At 66.5% G+C, this 17,587-nt stretch carries 8 protein-coding genes; 4 read left to right on the top strand and 4 right to left on the bottom strand.

Annotated elements, in window-relative coordinates:
• Window positions 1-39: 39 nt before the first annotated feature.
• On the bottom strand, window positions 40-963 hold the full coding sequence (locus VN706_12990; protein HXT16546.1) for an MBL fold metallo-hydrolase: 924 nt from the start codon (window positions 961-963) through the stop codon (window positions 40-42).
• Window positions 964-1,108: 145 nt separating this feature from the next.
• On the opposite strand from VN706_12990, the gene VN706_12985 reads away from it, so the two are divergent.
• Both VN706_12985 and VN706_12980 read left to right on the top strand, forming a co-directional pair.
• Entirely contained in the window at window positions 1,109-1,459 is a 351-nt protein-coding gene (locus tag VN706_12985; protein HXT16545.1) for a PadR family transcriptional regulator, read from the top strand.
• Window positions 1,460-1,504: 45 nt separating this feature from the next.
• Window positions 1,505-4,213: an ABC transporter permease gene (locus VN706_12980; protein ID HXT16544.1), complete on the top strand. Its 2,709-nt coding sequence runs from the start codon at window positions 1,505-1,507 to the stop codon at window positions 4,211-4,213.
• 82 nt (window positions 4,214-4,295) lie between these two features.
• Here VN706_12980 and VN706_12975 read toward each other — a convergent pair whose 3' ends face one another.
• Window positions 4,296-7,988 (bottom strand): hypothetical protein, encoded by a 3,693-nt coding sequence (locus VN706_12975; GenBank protein ID HXT16543.1) that lies wholly within the window; start codon window positions 7,986-7,988, stop codon window positions 4,296-4,298.
• A gap of 202 nt (window positions 7,989-8,190) precedes the next feature.
• On the opposite strand from VN706_12975, the gene VN706_12970 reads away from it, so the two are divergent.
• Together VN706_12970 and VN706_12965 are read left to right on the top strand one after the other, a co-directional pair.
• Window positions 8,191-9,360, top strand: coding sequence for an FHA domain-containing protein (locus tag VN706_12970; GenBank protein ID HXT16542.1), 1,170 nt, complete (start codon window positions 8,191-8,193; stop codon window positions 9,358-9,360).
• A 90-nt stretch (window positions 9,361-9,450) separates the two neighbouring features.
• On the top strand, window positions 9,451-13,383 hold the full coding sequence (locus VN706_12965) for a prolyl oligopeptidase family serine peptidase (GenBank protein HXT16541.1): 3,933 nt from the start codon (window positions 9,451-9,453) through the stop codon (window positions 13,381-13,383).
• A gap of 19 nt (window positions 13,384-13,402) precedes the next feature.
• Here the strand turns inward: VN706_12965 and VN706_12960 are convergent, their stop codons facing one another.
• Together VN706_12960 and VN706_12955 are read right to left on the bottom strand one after the other, a co-directional pair.
• On the bottom strand, window positions 13,403-14,329 hold the full coding sequence (locus VN706_12960; GenBank protein HXT16540.1) for an MBL fold metallo-hydrolase: 927 nt from the start codon (window positions 14,327-14,329) through the stop codon (window positions 13,403-13,405).
• Complete coding sequence (locus VN706_12955) at window positions 14,326-17,520, bottom strand: protein kinase (protein HXT16539.1); 3,195 nt, start codon at window positions 17,518-17,520, stop codon at window positions 14,326-14,328. The genes VN706_12960 and VN706_12955 overlap by 4 nt, the downstream gene beginning before the upstream one ends.
• Window positions 17,521-17,587 lie beyond the last annotated feature (67 nt).

Below are 17,587 nucleotides of genomic sequence, written 5' to 3'. Positions count from 1 at the left end.
CTGCTTCGGCGGAATTTCGGAGCGAAGGATCTCGATCGCCTACCAGCGATCGAGATCCTTCGCGACGATCACTCGCCCGCGATACCCCTGCGCGCGAATCGTTGCGGTGACCGCGAAATCGGCGACGCCGTGCGCGCCGAAGTGGTAGAGGATGAGCGTCTTCGGCTGCGCCGCGGCGGCGAGCTTGCCCAGCTCCACGTCGCTCGTGTGAAACTCGCGCAAGTATTTCGCCCAGTCCGGATTGTTCGCGGGCGGCGGCGTACTGCCCGCCGACTCGGGATGCACCTCGTGAATGAGCACGTCGGCGCCGCGCGCCGCCGTCTCGATGCTTTGTGCCGGGCGCGTATCGCCCGAGATCACGATCGAGCGGTCCGGCGTGTCGATGCGATAGCCGAATGCCTCGTTCCACGATCCATGCAGCACCGGAATGGCCGTGATTCGCACGCCGCCGCTGTCGTAGACGACACCCGGTTGAATCTCGTGCACGTTCACGCGATACCCGTTCGGATAAGCATGTTCTAAACCCGTGGTGCGCACTTCGATGTCGGCCTTCCACGCCTCGTAGATCGCGTTGGTCATCGCCGACAGCCCGTGCGGCCCGTACACCTGCAGCGGCGTACGACGTCCAAACGTCCACGTCGTGAAGATGAGATCCGGATAGCCCAGCGTGTGATCGCTGTGCAGGTGCGTGAAGAACACGGCAGCGATGCTCGCCGGCGGCAACTTCGCGGCGGTGAACTGTCGTGTCACGCCGACGCCGGCATCGAAGAGAAAGGTGCGCCGGCCGACGACGACCGCGGTCGCGGGGCCCATCGCCGTTGGATCCGGGCGTGGCGTGCCGGTTCCGAGAAACACGATGGTCGTGCTGTCCGCGGCTTGTGAGATTGTCCGGGCCGAGTGCACGTCGGCGGGGCTCGAAGCCGCGAGCGTGCTGCACACGGCGAATGTAAGGAAAGTGCGCATGAGCATTCCCTAGTTGTAACTCGGCTTGGGCGTCGGCGCCATGCCGACGATCGATGCGTCCTCGACGCAGTCCCACCCGCCCCCGACCCCTTGCAAATCAAGGGAAAGAAGAGCATGCTATCCCTAGATCTGAACAGGGAGTGGCGTGCCGGCGATCACCGTCGATCTCGAATTCAAGCGCGGGGCCATCGAGCTGCTCGTCCTCAAGGCGGTGTCGTGGGGGCCGATGCACGGCTACGGCATCGCGAAATGGATTCAGCAGACCACCGACGACGCGCTGCGCGTCGAGGAAGGCTCGCTCTACCCCGCCCTGCATCGTCTCGAGGACAAGGGACTCGTGGAACCCGAGTGGGGACTCTCCGAATCCAACCGCCGCGCGAAGTACTACTCCATCACCGCGCATGGCCGCAAAGCGCTGCGCGTCGAAGTAGAGAGCTGGACGCTCTTTTCGGCGGCGATCGCGAAAGTCATCGTCGCCCCACGACCCGGCATGTGAGCCGATCTGACCCGAGCTGACCCGAGCTGACCCGAGGAAATTTCGATGAAGCGCGAACAATTGTTCCGCCGCTATCTCCGCTTCTGGCGCGCCGATCCGGCGCGCGATGTACACGAGGAGCTGGACTTCCACGTCAACATGCGCGTGACCGAGTTCCAGCGAATGGGCATGAGTCGCGAAGAAGCCGAGCGCGCCGCGCGCGAACGGTTCGGTGACGTGAACGGCGTGCGCTCCGAGGTGGAGCATCTCGCCGTCAATCGCGAAGTCCGGCGGCAGCGCGCCGAGACGTTCGACGGCATCGCGCAGGACATTCGCTACACGCTGCGCACGCTCCGCGCTCGACGCGGTTTCGCTGCCGCGATCATCATCACGCTCGCGTTGGGCATCGGCGCGAACCTCGCCATCTTCACGGTGGTCGATAGCGTGCTGCTTCGACCGCTGCCCCTGCACGACCCCGACCGACTCGTTCGCTTGTACGATGATTTGCCGGGCGCCGGCGCGACGGACGTCGGCGTGTCGGTACCCGAGCTTCAGGACCTGAGCTCGCGCGCCGGCATCTTCGACGCGGTCAGCGGCATCTATCCGGCGAGCGCGGCACTCGCCGGCGGCGAACACGTCGAGCGCATCGAGTTGCTGGGCACGAGTGCGAATTACTTCGAGCTGCTGCAGGCGAAGGCGGCGCTCGGGCGCGTGTATGGGCAAGCCGAATGGCAACCCGGTTTCCTGGGCACGGTGGTGATCAGCGACGCGCTGTGGCGCCGCCAGTTCGGCGCGGATCGCGCGATCATCGGCAAGACGATTCGCCTCGACGAAGATCCGTACACCATCATCGGCGTCATGCCGCCGGAGTTTCGGCATCCGGGCAACACGCTCGCCGGCGACGTGGACGCGTGGGCGGGCGCCGGCTTCAGTGCCGATCCATTCCCCTCGCCGCCGCCGCGTGCCTCGCGGCTCGTGCCCGGAGCGATCGCGCGGCTCAAACCCGGCGTGACGATCGAGCAGGCGCAGGCTCGGCTCGATCAATTCGTGACGCAGCTCGGGCACGAATACCCTGCCGACTACCGCGAGAATTTTCGCTGGAGCATCCGACTCGAGTCGGTGCAGTCGACGCTCACCGGCAACGTGCGCACGACGCTGGCCGTGCTGCTCGGCGCTGTGAGTTTTCTCTTATTGATCGTGTGCGTGAACGTCGCGAGCCTCATGCTCGCACGTTCGTCGTCGCGCATGCGCGAGTTCGCGCTGCGTCAGGCGCTCGGCGCGTCACGCGCGCGCATCGCGCGGCAGATGATGCTCGAGAGTCTCACACTCGCGCTCGCCGGCGGCATCGCCGCGATGCTCGTGCTTCACCTTTCACTCGGCGCGTTGACGGCGGTGCTTCCGCCGAATCTCCCGCGGCTCAACGAGATTCACGCCGATTGGCGCGTGGTCGTCGCGGCAATCGTCTTGTCGCTCGGCGCGGCGTTGTTGATCGGCCTCGCGCCCGCCGTTCAAGCGACTGGCGCGGACGCGAATCGCGCATTGAACGAAGGTGGCCGCAGCGGCAGCGGCTCGACCGTCCGCCGCAATCGCGCGCGAACCGCGCTCGTCGTCGCCGAGATCGCGTTGTCGGTGGTGCTGTTGATCGGCGCGGGTCTGCTGGTGCGAAGCTTTTCCGCCGTGCTGCACGTCGAGCCAGGGATCGATCCAACGAACGTCGTCACCGGCGAGGTATGGGTGCCGGTTCCGAATAATCCGGCCGCGAACAAGTATCTCAAGCCGCCGGAGCAGGCGGCGTTGGCGGAACGACTCCTTGGCGGCCTGCGACAGATTCCGGGCGTCGAAGTCGCGGCGCTCGCCACCCCGGGCGACGTGCCGTTCCTGGGCTCGCAGAATAGTCCGCGACCGTTCCAACTGCCCGACGAGCCGGCAACGAAGGAGAACGATCACGCGGCGCGGTACGGACAGGTGAGTGCCGACTATTTCGCCGCGCTGCGAATCGCGACGCGCAGCGGGCGCGTGTTCACGTCGCACGACGACTTGAACGCGCCGAACGTGGTGGTCGTCAACGAAGCCTTCGCGCGGCGATTCTCTCCGCAGCGCAACCTCGTCGGCCAGCGCCTGCGCGCCGGCCGCAACACCGACTTCACGATCATTGGAGTCGTGGCCGACGTGCGTGCCGACGGCCTCGATGCCGAGCCGACGCCGCGCATCTACTTGTCGCTGACGCAGCGGCCGACGGTGGCGCTGTCGGTGTTCGTGCGATCGCGCGGCGACTTGCCGTCGATCGAGCGCGCGATCACGAAGACGGTGCATGACGTCGATACCGATTTGCCGGTGTTCGGTGTACGAACGATGAACGACGTGATGTCGTCGTCGATGGAACGGCGGCGGTTCTCGCTCGCGCTCATCGCCGCATTTGCGGTCGTTGCCGTGCTCATGGCGGCGCTCGGCATCTATGGCGTGATGGCGTTCGTCGTGAGCCAGCGCGAACAGGAATTCGGCGTTCGCCAGGCGCTCGGCGCCACCGGCCGCGATATCCTGGTGCTCGCCGTGCGGCCCGGCATTCAGATGGCGGTGGCCGGCACGGTGCTCGGTGCCGCGATCGCGTTCGTCGTCACGCGGCTGATCTCATCGCTGTTGTACGGGGTCTCGGCGCGCGATCCGGTGACGTTCCTGGGCGTGGCGATCGTGCTCGGACTCGTCGCGATTGCGGCCTCGCTCGTTCCCGCGCGCCGGGCGACAAAGGCGGATCCGGCGGTGGCGTTACGGAATTAGTCGAAACTGTGTCATCTCGAGCGAGCGACGCCGGGTCCTCGAGATGAGCCATGATTGCTAATATGGATGGGCCGGATCCAGGTCAATACGCCGGGAAAAACCCTTTCGTCGGCCGCCGCGTCTTGAGCGACTCGATGTCGAACGAGGACCTCAGCGCCGGCGGGAAATCCTCGATCTGCTCCGGCGTCAAAATCTTCGACGCTTCGATCATGGCGTCGACCATCGCATCGTACGCCGCCATGCGCGCGGGGCGCACGAGCTCCACCGCTTCGTCGAGATCGTAGTTCGCCGGCAGCGTCTCCATGTACTTGACCGTCGGCGCCCAGATCGAATCCTGCTTCGCGATCAGTCGCCGCTGCAACTGCGTCAGCCGGTCGATTTGCGCCTGGCTCAAAATGCTCATCGAATCCTTCACCTGCAGAATGCTCTGAATGGGGCTGAAGATCGATTGCAGCAGGAGCGCGCGAATCTGCTGCGTGGTGCGCTTGTCGCCGCGCCGCGTGCGTCCCGGGCCGATGATGTTCGCCAGCCCCTGGTGGTCGACGTCGCCGCCCAGGCGTACGCGCGCCTCGAGGCTGACGATGAACGGCAGGCGAATCGTCGAGCTCGCGAAGCGCGTATCGCCGAAACGCGGATTCACGTCGTACTTGAACGCGTTCGTCGCCGGATCGTAGCCGCGTACGCGCAAGAGCGTCGGATCGGGCGCGGCCGGCTGTCCCCAACCCTGCATGTGTGCCGAGCCGTGCAACAGCTCATCGACGCCCGCGAGCGGATTCGACACGTCGAGCGACAGCGTCGTGCGGTTGTCCCAGCCAAGCTTCTCCGGGTTGATCGTGAGCGATGCCGCTGCCGTTGCCATCCACGGTCCCTCGCACGAGTTTCGTGCGGCGACGGCGCCGAATTGTCTCGTCAGACAACTCTTGACGCGCGACGAGGCGCCGGAGAGCAACTGGCTCATGCCCGACGAAAGCGCGGCGTCTCCGGTGCCCGGCGCGAACACGAACGCGCGATCGTTCGACAAGCCGTCTCCATTCACGTCACCCGCCACCACCGGCGTGAACGGAAAGCCCGACGCCGCGCGGCCCGTAATCGCAACCGAGAACAGGTTGGCGACGCGCGTATACAGGTTGATGTTGATCGCGTGCGTGCTGCCAAGTGAGCCGCGCGACCATTCGACCGAGCGAGGATCACCCGCGGTCGTCGCGCCGAAGCCGCGCGTCTGCTCGCGCAGGTCCGAGTAGACGTAGCTCACCGTCCACCGCCAGTTGATGCTGCTCAAGCCCACCGGATTGAGCGTGAACGTGTACTGCGCCGCGCGCGACTGAAGATCGGAGCGCAGGTCGTTCACGCTTCCGTAGAGGGTCGACACACGCGAATCGACGTTCGTCACGGCGCCCGTCGCGGGTACGATGCTCGTTGGCTGCACGTAGATCGGGCGGCCGCCTTCGCCGCTCAGTGACGCGCGCTGCGTGCCGCTGAAGTTCACGTCGAAGGGCGCCTGCTGATGCAGGTTGAGGGAATACGTCGCGTCGGCGGAGAAGCGGAACAGCTTCGTGATGAACGGTCCGCGCAAGGCGAGATTGCCGCGCCAACTGCGCTGCGACTCGAAGTTCGGATCGATCGTGAACACGTTTGGCCGGCTCGACACGAACGCGGATGGCGCACCAGCCGCGCAGGTCGTCGGGATTGCGCCTTCATTCGTCATGTACGACGTGAAGTCCGGCACCGGCACGGCCGAACCAACGCAGACCAATTGGCCAAGCGCATCGGGCAATCCGGTATTCGTGATCGCCGGCGCGACGAGACCGGGCCGGAAATCGTTGCGGAACTCACCAATGCCGCCGCTCAGGAATCCCCACGGCGCGCCAAAATTCGGAATGCCGGTCGTGCCATTGTGCCCGAAGCCCCACCCGAAACTCGCGCGCGGGCTCACCACCAACTCACGGGGCGCATGATCGGTGCGGAGATGGAAGATGCTGTCGACCGACGGATTGTACTCGAGCGCGCTGCCCGTGGAATTGCCGTCGACACGTACACCGTACGAAATGTTCAACGTTTGCGTCGCGCGCCACTGATCGCCGAGCGCGAGCGATCCGGTGCGCATGTCGGCGAGGACGTCGTTGTGCGCGAACGAGCGCGAGAACGACGCCGGCCGGTTCGCCTGCACGTCCGCGATCGAATTGTACGTGAACGAGCCGAGCGCGTTCGCGCCCTGCGTCTGGCGAAGCTGATCGTCGCGCGCGTCAGCCGTGAGGCGCCAGTGATGCGCGTTCGTCGACGAGTTCCACGAGGTCTGATTGTAGAGCTCGACGCCCGACGTGCGCGTATATCGCGGCAGCCCGGAGTTGCCGCCGAAGATCAGCGACGACAGGCCCGTCGACCCATCGTTGAGCTGCGACGTCACGAGCACGCGCGCATCGGGAATGCGCATGTACGGTGTCGCGTCGTTGATGTCCGTATGCGCGCCAAGTCGCGTGACGTTGAGGAAGAACGAATCGGGAAAGAACGAGAACTCGCCGGTGACGTCGCCGCCGTTGCGCGAGAGATCGCCACCGTGTCCGGGCAGCGCGGTCGTCGACACGAACGACGCCAGGGACTTCGAATGGCGCAGCGACGTGGTGATGTTGCCCTGCGCCTTCTGCGTCGGCGTCCAGTCGAAGCGCGCGAGCAGCGATCCGTTGTCGGTCTGCCGTCGGTTCGGAATTCCGGCGGCGGCCAGCGGAATGCCGCGTGAGGCCGCGGCGGCGGTGAGCGCGGTGACCGAATCGCGCGAGATCCCGAGATCGGCGAGCGTCGCGGGATCGCCGGTGAGCAGCGATGAGAGATCACTAAAACGCCGCCCGCCCTGCACCGAGACGTTGTAGAACACGCGGTCGAACACGATCGGTCCCGCGAATCCGCCGCTCAACTGCGTGTTCGCGTACCGCTGCCCAAGCTGGCGACCGATCCGGTCCGTCGCCTGAAGACTCGGCGCATCGAGTGTGGCGTGCAGGATCTGATTCACGAAGTTGCTGCCCGACACCTGTGTCACCGACAGTTGCGCGCCGCTGAATCCGCCGCGCGAGACGTCGTACGTCGACGAGCTCACGCGCACCGCGCCGATGATGTCGCGCGGAACGTCGGTGGCGCCGGTCTGCATGCCGTTCAACGTGATGTTGTTCTGCGACCCGGAGAGCCCGAGCACCGAGAACTGCGGCAGTCCGTTCGTGGGATCGGACGTGATCGTGATTCCGGGCACCTGCGCGATCATGCCCATCAAGTCACCCTGGTCCGCAACGGCGAACACCTCGGAGGCGGCGATGATGCCCTTCTCCGTTTGCGCGACGTCGGGTCCGATGACGTCGCGTTGCGGAGGTTGCCGCCGCACGGCGTTGACCTGAACCGTGTTGAGTCGCACGGGCGCTCGCTTCATCACAACGTCGACGGTTGTCGGCGTCGACGCATTGGCGCCAACAGACTTCACTGTCGTTCGCGCCTGAATCCACCCGATCGCGCTTACGGTCACGTAATACTCGGCCGCGCGATTTGGGATCGTCGCAATCCAGCGGCCGGCGGTGTTCGACCGCACGGTGACGGCGAGGCTGAATCCCGCGCCGGCCGGCGTCACGGTGATCGATGCACCAGGAATCGCGACACCGCTGTCGCTCTTGACGGAACCGACGACGCTCTCTGGCTGCGCAGTTTGCGCGCGCGCCGAACGGGTAGGAACGAGTGGCGCAGCAAACGACCACAGGGCGACGACGACGATCCGGAACACGGCGGCGCGCGGGATCATGGTGCCTCGAGAGGTAGGGATTCGGTGGAGCGACTGCGGATACTACGTGTTCGATGCGCGATCGGCGGTTATGGTTGCGTTAAGGAATGGTGAGGGTCACGCCGCGCCGGCGGCCCGTGTACGCGCGGCACGCGTGTCAGCTTGCGACGCTCGCAGTGAGCCACGTCACCGCTCGTCCAATTCCCCACCGGCATCGTGTTGCATGCCGCTACTCGATTCAGGCGCCGAACGCTGCGCCATGCCAACGGGCACGTACGTCGTCGGTGGAAATGGACCCGACGCGCTGCCTATCACCGCCCTCGAATGCTGTCCCGCCGTGGCGACGATCGTCGTGCCGTCGTCGGGCGAATCGACGATTCAGCGCCTCACCGCGTCCGTCGTGGTTCGGCTCGATCGCGTTCCACTCGGTGTGGCTCCGAAGGAGCTGCACGACGGCGCGCAGATCGAATTCGGCGACTGCTGCCTGACGTTCAAGACCGCCAACGCGGGCGAAGCGACCATCACGGCGGGATCTGACCTCGCGACCTCCGGTGAGTGGATGCTTCACGGCCGATACACCGCTCCCGCGGCGGCACCGGCGAAGCCGGCCACGCGCGCCCGCATCGTCAACGCGCGCACGGGTGACACGATCGATCTCGAGCATCATCGCGTCGTCGTGGGTCGCGATGAGACGTGTGATTTCGTCGTGCCGGGGATGCGCGTCTCACGCCGGCATTTCTCCGTCTCACCGGTGCAAGACGGATATCTGCTGCGCGACGAGAGCGCGAACGGAACGATCGTCAACGGCGTACGCGTCGCCGGCACATACTTGCTCGGGCACGGCGACGTGGTGCATCTCGACGAAGAACATCTGCGTTTCGAATTGGATGGCGCCGCGGTCCCGACACCAGGCGCGGACGCGGCACCGACGGCGTTGCTCGATCTCTCGTACCTGAGACGCGAGTATGCGGCAGACGGCAAGCGCGATCACTCTCACGCTCCGCGCACCGCGAGTCTCGAGATCGTGCGTGGACGGTATGCGGGCGCATCGTTCTCGATCGACCGTCCGGTCTGCGCGATCGGGCGCAGTCCGCAGAGCGACGTACGCATTCGCGATGAAAGCGTCTCCTCCGATCACGCGACGTTGCTGCGCAAAGGCTCGAGCTGGTTCGTCGTCGATCTTCGCTCGGCGAACGGCACGTTTGTCGACGGCTCGCGCGTCGCGGGCGAGCGCGCGCTTCCTTCCGGCTCGCGCCTCAAGCTCGGCGCGGTCGAGCTGATGTTTCGCTCGCTCGACGGCGGCGACGACCGGCCGGATCCGACGAAACCGAAGCGGTCCTGGCTGCGCGATTTGCTGCGTCGCTTCACACAGCGTACGGCGGAGACCGATTAGAGCAGTCTGACGGCCGTTCTTCCGCGTTTCGAAAGAAATCGCCATACTGGTGGCGTCCCGTTCGACTTCCCCACTCCGAACAGGTCGGCCATGTCGTCACGCTCCCTGGTCGCGCGCGTCGTCGTTCTGCTCGCCGCGGTGAATGCGGCTACCGGCGCGCAGACAGACGCACCGGTGTACGGGCACGTGTCGTTCGAGAACTCGGGCGCGCCGGCCGCGCAGCCCGCCTTCCTCCGCGGCATGGCGCTGCTGCACAACTTCCAGTATCCGGAAGCGGCCGCCGCGTTTCGTGAAGCCGAGCGAATCGATCCGCGGTTCGCGATGGCGTACTGGGGCGAGGCGATGACGTACAATCACGGGGTCTGGCACGAGCAAGACTCCGTCTCGGGGCGCGGAGTGCTCTCCAGGCTCGGTCCGGACGCATCGGCACGACTCAGCGCCGCGCCTACCCAGCGTGAGCGCGACTATCTCGCCACACTCGACGTGTTGTACGGCACCGACGGTACCAAGTTCTCGCGCGATTCCGCGTATGCGGTGGCGTCGGCGCGCCTTGCCGCGAGCTATCCGCGCGACGACGACGCACAACTCTTTTACGCGCTCTCGCTGCTCTCGCTTCCGCGCGTGGATTCCACCTACATGCACGCGGCACAGATCGCCGAGCGCATCATGCGCGCGCATCCCGATCATCCGGGAGCGCTGCACTACGTCATTCATGCGTACGACGATCCGGCGCACGCCACGCGTGGTCTCCAGGCCGCGCGCGCGTACTCGAAGGTTGCCGTGAACGCGCCGCATGCACAGCACATGGTGTCGCACATTTTCATCGCGCTCGGGATGTGGGACGACGTCGTGAAGGCGAACGAGATCGCGGTGCACATGCATTCGTCGCCGGCGGAGGCGTTGGCGGCCGAGTGCGGGCACGGCGGGTTGTGGTTGCATTACGGGTATCTCGAGCAGGGGCGTCAGGCGGACGCGGCGCGGATGATGAACGATTGCCGCGAGCACGCGGGCGATTCGCCGGCCATCGCACGCGGCTTCGCCGAGATGCGGCTGCGGCAGATCATCGACGGCGCTGCCGCCGCCGCGCAACTGCCTACACTGCCCGACAGTCTCGCGATGGCGCCATTCCCGCGATTCATGCTCGCCTACGGCGACGCGTACGATGCGCTGCAACATCGCGACACGGCGGCGGCGCGTTCGTACATCGATCGCATGGTGGCCGCGCGCACGGTGATTCAGAACGCGCCGGCGCGCCCGAACACGGCGCAAGTGTTGGGATTCACCGGTGCCGCGATCGACGAGATGCGCGGAATCGTGCAGATCTACAGTGGCGACCGCGATGGCGGCATCGCGACCATCCGCGCCGCCGCCGAGCGCGAGGAGGCGCTGCCGTTCCTGTTCGGGCCGCCCGAAGTCGAAAAACCGACTCGCGAATTGCTCGGCGAATTGCTGCTGGCACTTCATCGACCGGCCGAGGCGCGCACCGAGTTCCAACGCGCGCTCGCGCGGACGCCGGAGCGGTCGTTGGCGCTGCTCGGACTGGCGCGTTCGAATCTTGTGGCGAGCGACTCTGCCGCGCCGCGCGACGCGTACCGGCGCTTGGCGAACAATTGGCATCGCGCCGATGCGACGACGCCGGCACTCGACGAAGCTCGGCACGGTGGTCCGGCCGCGCGCGCCGGCGCCGCGCAGCATGCGAGCAGCGACGTCGGCGTCATCCGGTTTCCCAACTCGGGATCGGCCGCCGCCCAGGCACCGTTCCTTCGCGCCATCGCACAGCTGCACAACTTCGAGTACCGCGAGGCGCAGAGTGCATTTCACGATGCCGAGCGCGCCGACCCGACCTTCGCGCTCCCCTACTGGTTCGAGGCGCTGTCGCATTCGCCCGTTCTCTGGAGCATCGACGACGCGCCGGGCGCGCGCGCCGTGCTCGCGCGGCTCGGACCGACGCCAGAGGCCCGGCTCGCGAAAGCACAGACATCGCGCGAACGTGCGTTCGGCGCGGCGATCGAAGCGTTCTACGAGGATTCGAGCCTCACGGCGCGTTCGCGCGTATTCATGGACTCCATGTCGGCGCTCGCGCAACGCGATACGTCGGATCTCGAGGCCTCGGCGTTCGCAGCGCTGGCCACGTTGATGTACAACCTGCCGACGAATCCCATGTCGCCGGCCGAGCGCGATGCCGTGGGCCGGCGCGCGATCGCGTTTGGCGAGCGGGTATATCACGCGAGTCCGCGTCATCCGGGCGGCGCGCACTATCTCATTCACGCGGCCGACGCGTATCCGTCGTACACGGCACGTGCGCTGCAGCCCGCATTCGATTACGCGTACATCGCGCCGGCGTCTGAACACGCGCAGCACATGCCGGCGCACACGTTCTTTCGGCTTGGCCTGTGGGACGATGCGAACGCCGCGAACGAGCGCGCGTGGAAGGCGTCGGTCGCCGAGGGAGCACGCGAGCACCGGGCCGCGACGGACCTCGACTATCACAACTTCACGTGGTTGCAGTACGTGTACCTGCAGCAGGGACGCTGGCATGCGGCGCGGGCATTAGTCGACAGTGCGCGAAGGATGATCGCGCCGTACGACAGCGGGTCGACGTTCACCGTCGATGCGCATTACGTGCCGACGTTTCTCGAATTCGGCTACGCCAACGAGACCGGGCGATGGACCGACGGCCCACGCGGCGCCCTCGCCACCGCGCCACTTGGTCCCGCGATGGAGCTGCAGCGTGAGCGCCGGCAAATGGGGGCGACCAATTGGGAGAAGACGATCGGTGCGCTGATGCGCGGCGATACGAGTGGCATGGCAACGGCATCGAACATCTCGGATGCGACGTTGCAGGGCATGGAGATCCGAGCGCTGATCGCCGAGCGCCGGGGCGATCGCGATACGGCGCTCGACTGGTGGCGTAAGGCCGCGCGCGTCGACACGTTGAACGGCGCGGGGCCGCCGCGCTATCTCGTCGCGCGCGATCATCTGGCCGCGTTGTTGATGGCGACCGGCCATCCCTCCGAGGCCGTGGCTGAGTATGAGCGTTCTCTCATTACCGCTCAGAACCGCTCCGCGGCACTCCTCGGGCTGGCTCGCGCCAAGCTCGCGAGCGGCGACACGATCGGCTCGGCGATGGCGTATCGACGGCTATTAGATAATTGGAAACACGCCGACGCTGATCTTCCGGCGCTCGCCGAAGCACGAGCCGGCGCGGACCGGGCGAAAGAGACGCGCGTCGCGATGACTCGCGCGGCGATCACCAAGCAGCGCGTGTGGTTCAAGAACGGCTCGCTCATGCTCGAGGGCTTTCTCTTCAAGCCAACCGGCAATGGGCCGTTTCCGGCGGTGCTGTGGAATCACGGGAGCGAGCACACGCCCGGCGCGGGGACGCAATTCGATTCGATCGGCGGCGCGTTCGTTCCGCGGGGCTACGTCGTGTTCGCGCCGTCGCGCCGCGGCCATGACGAGTCCGACGGCGAGCACATCGCACTCGTGCGCGGACGCGTGGCCGCGACACAGGGACAGAAGGCCGGCGACGACCTGGTGACACGGCTGCTGACGACCGAGCAGCTCAGCGACCAGCTCGCGGCATTGACGTATATGAAGTCGCTGCCGTTCGTGGATACGACGCGAATGGTGGTGGCAGGCTGCTCGTTCGGCGGAATCCAAACCTTGCTCGCGGCTGAAGGCAGCCATGGATTCAAGGCCGCGGTACCGCTCTCGCCCGCGGCGCAGAACTGGGATCACAACGACGCGCTCAAGGCTCGATTGTTGAGCGGCGTCGCCCGCATCAACATCCCGGTCCTGCTCATTCAACCACCGCGCGACGCCAGCCTCGCGCCGAGCAAGGACCTCGGGGCGGCGTTCACTCGGCTGCACAAGGCGTATCGCGGCATCGTCTGGCCCGACACGCTGAGCGCGCGCGACGCCGGACATTGTTTCGGCGGCCCGAACGGAACTCACGTCTGGGCCGGCGAAGCCGTGACGTTCTTCGATACGGTGCTCGCGAAGGCCGCGTCACGTCGATAAGAGAACTCTAAAACAACGCTCAGAACACGTCGAGATCTCGCCCCGACACCACGCGGCCGCTGTACCGCGTCTTGACCTCGGCGACAAACTTCTCGTCGGGCCAGTTGCCGGGAATCTGATGGTAGAGCACCAACAGCTTGGGATGTGCCTTCGTCGCGACGTCGCCCAGCTCGATGCTCGGCGTATGAAACGCGAGATGATACGCCTTCCAATCCGGCGTACGGTTCTCGATGTCGTGTGACGAGATGACTTCGTGCACGAGGACGTCGCAGCCGTTGCACGCCCGCACCACCGCATCGCTCGGCCGCGTGTCGCCCGAAATCACGATGGAGCGATCGGGCGTGTCGAAGCGATAGCCGAACGCGTGCGGCCAGCTGCCATGCAGCACCTCGAACGCCGTGACTCGAACCAGCGAGTCGCGATACACCTCTCCCGCGGACACGTCGAATCCCCGGCCGCCATAGCCGGTCTTGTTCGACGGCTCGCCGCCATAGAGGCGCATTTGAACGTCCGCCTCGTACGCTTCATTGAGATGCCGCACCATCGCCGCCGTTCCCGCGGGACCGTAGACGTCGAGCGGCACCGTCCGGCCCAGGACCCACGGCGAGAACATGAGATCGGCAAGGCCGACGGTGTGATCGGAATGCAGATGTGTTATGAACACCGTGCGGAGCCGCGCGGCTTGCAGCGCGCGAATACCACGATCGCGCACCGCGGCGGCGGCGCGGCGCACCACACCCGATCCCGCGTCGACGATGTACGCGGTGCTGTCGACGACGACCGCGACGGAATTGCCGGAGCGGTCGGGATCGGCGTTCGGCGTCCCGGTGCCAAGAAGGACGACGTGGGTGCGCGCCGTTGCCGCCGGCGTCTGCGCGTGCGCATTCACCCCGACGACTCCGCTGAGCCCGACCAGCACGAGGCCGATCACCGCGCGCGAGCTCATCCCGAATTCTTCTCCAGCCTCGCCATCCGCTTCCTGATCTCCGACACCTGCGGCTGAAACTCGGGATCGGCGTTCTTCCAGAGATTCACGAACTCCTGATAGTTGTGCATGGCCTTGGCGCGATCGCCTTTCGCTTCATAGAGCTCGCCAAGCCGGCGGAGCGCCGGGCCGCGGCCCGTGAAATCGACCAGTGCACGGTAGCTGTTCGTCGACCGGAAGAATTTCTCGAAATACACCGCCGCGGAGTCCGGTATGTTCAACTTGTCGTAGGCCCGGGCGATGTTGATGTACGTGCACGCATCGCATTCGTCGAACGGGCCGTCCGGTACGGAATCACCTTTCCAGAACTCTCGCAGCGCATCCTGCGGCCGATGCTCGGCCATCGCGATCTCGCCGAGCGCGCGGTGCGCGAGCGGCAGTTCGGCGCGCAGGCGATTGGTGTCGCGCACCTCCGCGTCGTGCTCGGCCAGCACCCCTTTCGCGCGATCCGGCCGCCCCGCGCGCGCGAAGATCGTGGCGACGCCGAAGTAATCGCGATCCGGAAGCGGCACGGCGCGCAGCGGCATGGCGGAGAGCGCCGCGTCGATCCGTTTCACCGCCCGGTCCGGCTGCTCGGCCGCGGTGACGTCGATCAACGACAAATTGATCGAATCGACGATCGGCGGCCGCCGCAGCGCAAGCGGCATCGCGGCCGTCAGGGCGGCGAGACGGGCTCGCGTTTGCTCCAACTTGCCTTGCGCTCCGACCGCCTCTGCGAGAAGCGGGAGCGCCGTCGTCGTCATGGCGCCCGTTTGCCCCCCGACAAGCGAATCGAGCGTCGTCTCCTCGTGCGCATAGTCACCCGAGGCGCCGTAAACAATGCCATGCACGACTATGGCGGCGCCTCGCGCGCCGGCCGATGGATTTCGCCTGGCCCACGCGTCGATGTACTCGTGCGCCTCGGCGAACTTGCCGAGATTCGCCAGATTGGCCGCAAGGTCCGTCGCCATCGTCAGACTCGACGGACGATTGCGCTCGGCCATGACAAAGAACGAATCGGCGCGGGCGTACTCACGCCGCGATTCGTACATCAGCCCGAGATTGACGCCGGAGGTTACGGAATCGCCGAGCGCGAGCAATTGCTGCTCGGCGGCGATCGCGCGTTGCCGGTCGCGCCCGGGGCCAAGGAAGTAATACGACGCCTCGGTCGATGCACGCTCCTTCGGTGTCAGACGATCACGAAACTGAAATGCCTTCGCGAGCACCGAGTCGCTGACCGCCGGCCCGTAACTCGCCGCGTTGTACACCGCGCCGAGCTTGCGCCACGCCATCGCGAATCCCGAGTCGACGGCGATCGCCTGCGACAGCTTTGCAATCGCCTTCGGATAATCCGCTTCGACGTCGTACGCGCGAACTCCGTCGGAATACGCACGGAGTGCATCGATCGACGCCGTGGTGACGCGCTCGAGCGGCGGCGCATTCTGCACCGAGCGAAGATTTTCGCCGAGCTTACCGCGCAGGTCGCGCCCGATCACGTCCACCGCGGCAATCAGTTCCTTCGGCCCGTCGACCGCCTTCTGCACGGTCGCGAGCGTCCGCGCCGAGTCGGCGGTCACGAGCCGGACCGAGACGACGAAGCCGTTGCCGAGTTGCGCGACTTCGCCGTCGACGATCGCCTTGATCCCCTCGCGCGCCGCGATGTCGCGCGCGAGCTGAAGATCGACGCGCGACGTCGTCGGTCGCTGCATGCGGGTGAGCGCGGCCGCAACGGACGCGGGAGGCACAAGCGTGATCGTATTCGTCTGCCCGAGACTCGAGCGCAGCGCTTCGGTAACGATGCCAGCGAGCGACGAGTCGGCGCCGCGCACGCGGAAGTCGGTCATGATGATCGGCTCGCGCGCCGTGATGCGCCCCGACGCGAGCAGCGACGCCGCCGGCCCGATGCCGAACGCGCGGAGCACCATCACGACCGCCACCAGCACGACGAAGGCTCCGAACGCGATGAATCCGCCGCGTACCGTGCGCTTCCAACTCATGTGTGGACTCGCGCGCATGGCGATCGTCGCCATCGTGCCGTGCGCCATCGTGCCACCCGGTGTGAGCGTCGGCGTGCTCGTGAGCGCGCGATGCGCCGTGCGCTGCACGAACGCGGTCACGAGGATCGCCGGCAACCCAAGCCCCGCCACGATCAACGCGCCCGGCAAGACCCAACTCGGCAACCCAATGCCGACGATCGCCGCCGTCGCCAGCAGCCATGCCGCGCCAAATGCGAGGGCCCACAACGCAAGCGCGACCCGCAAACGCACGCGTCCACCGAGGAGCACCGCGGATGCCGCGGCGGCGCTGCCGCTGGTCGTCGTCGCGAGCTCGAGCACGCGCACGACGTCGTCCGCGCTCTGCGGCCGCTTCGCGGGATCCTTCTCGAGGCACTGCATCACCAGATCGGCGAGCAGCGGCGGCGTATCGGGCCGCAGCTGCGCGATGCTCTGCGGCCGATCGCCCATGTGCGCGGCGAGCAACTTCTGCGGCGGCATACCGGCGAACGGCGGACGGCCGGCGAGCAGCTCGTACGCCATGCAGCCAAACGAATACAGATCGGCGCGCGCGTCGGTGTCCGGATCGGCGGCGGCTTGCTCGGGCGCCATGTAGACCGGTGTGCCGATCGACATGCCGATCTGCGTCAGTGATCCGCGCGTGGCGGTGGGATGCTCATCGGTGCGGGACGCCGACAGCGCCTTCGCGATGCCGAAGTCGGTGACGACCGCCGTGCCGCCGGTGATCAGGACGTTGTCCGGCTTGATGTCGCGATGCACGACGCCGCGTTCGTGCGCGTAGGCGAGCGCCTTGGCGACCTCGCGAAGATAGTTGACTGAGTCAACTATCGGCAGCGGGCCGAGGCCCAGGCGATCGCGCAGCGATTCGCCCTGCACGAATGGCATCGTGAACCACGGCAGTCCGTCCGTCTCGCCCGACGAAAGCACGGGCACGATGTGCGGATGCTGCAGCCCCGCGGCGACGAGAATCTCTCGACGGAACCGCTCGACGTTCACGCCGGCGACGAGGTCCGGCGGCAGCACCTTCACGACGACCTCGCGCCGCAGCGTCGCGTCGCGAGCCACGAAGACCCGCGACATTCCGCCGCCGCCCAACTCTCTTTCTATCGTATACGACGCGCCCAGCGAGTGCTGAACTTGATCCTGAAAGTCGGACACGGGCGGCGAGGCTCGCGCGGTTGGAAGTGCGGTAAACTTACGGTCCAGCGCGCGGGGGTGCCATGAT

It is taken from the genome of Gemmatimonadaceae bacterium, from assembly GCA_035606695.1.
Lineage (GTDB): Bacteria > Gemmatimonadota > Gemmatimonadetes > Gemmatimonadales > Gemmatimonadaceae > JAQBQB01.
This window is presented reverse-complemented; position numbering and strand designations above follow the sequence as displayed.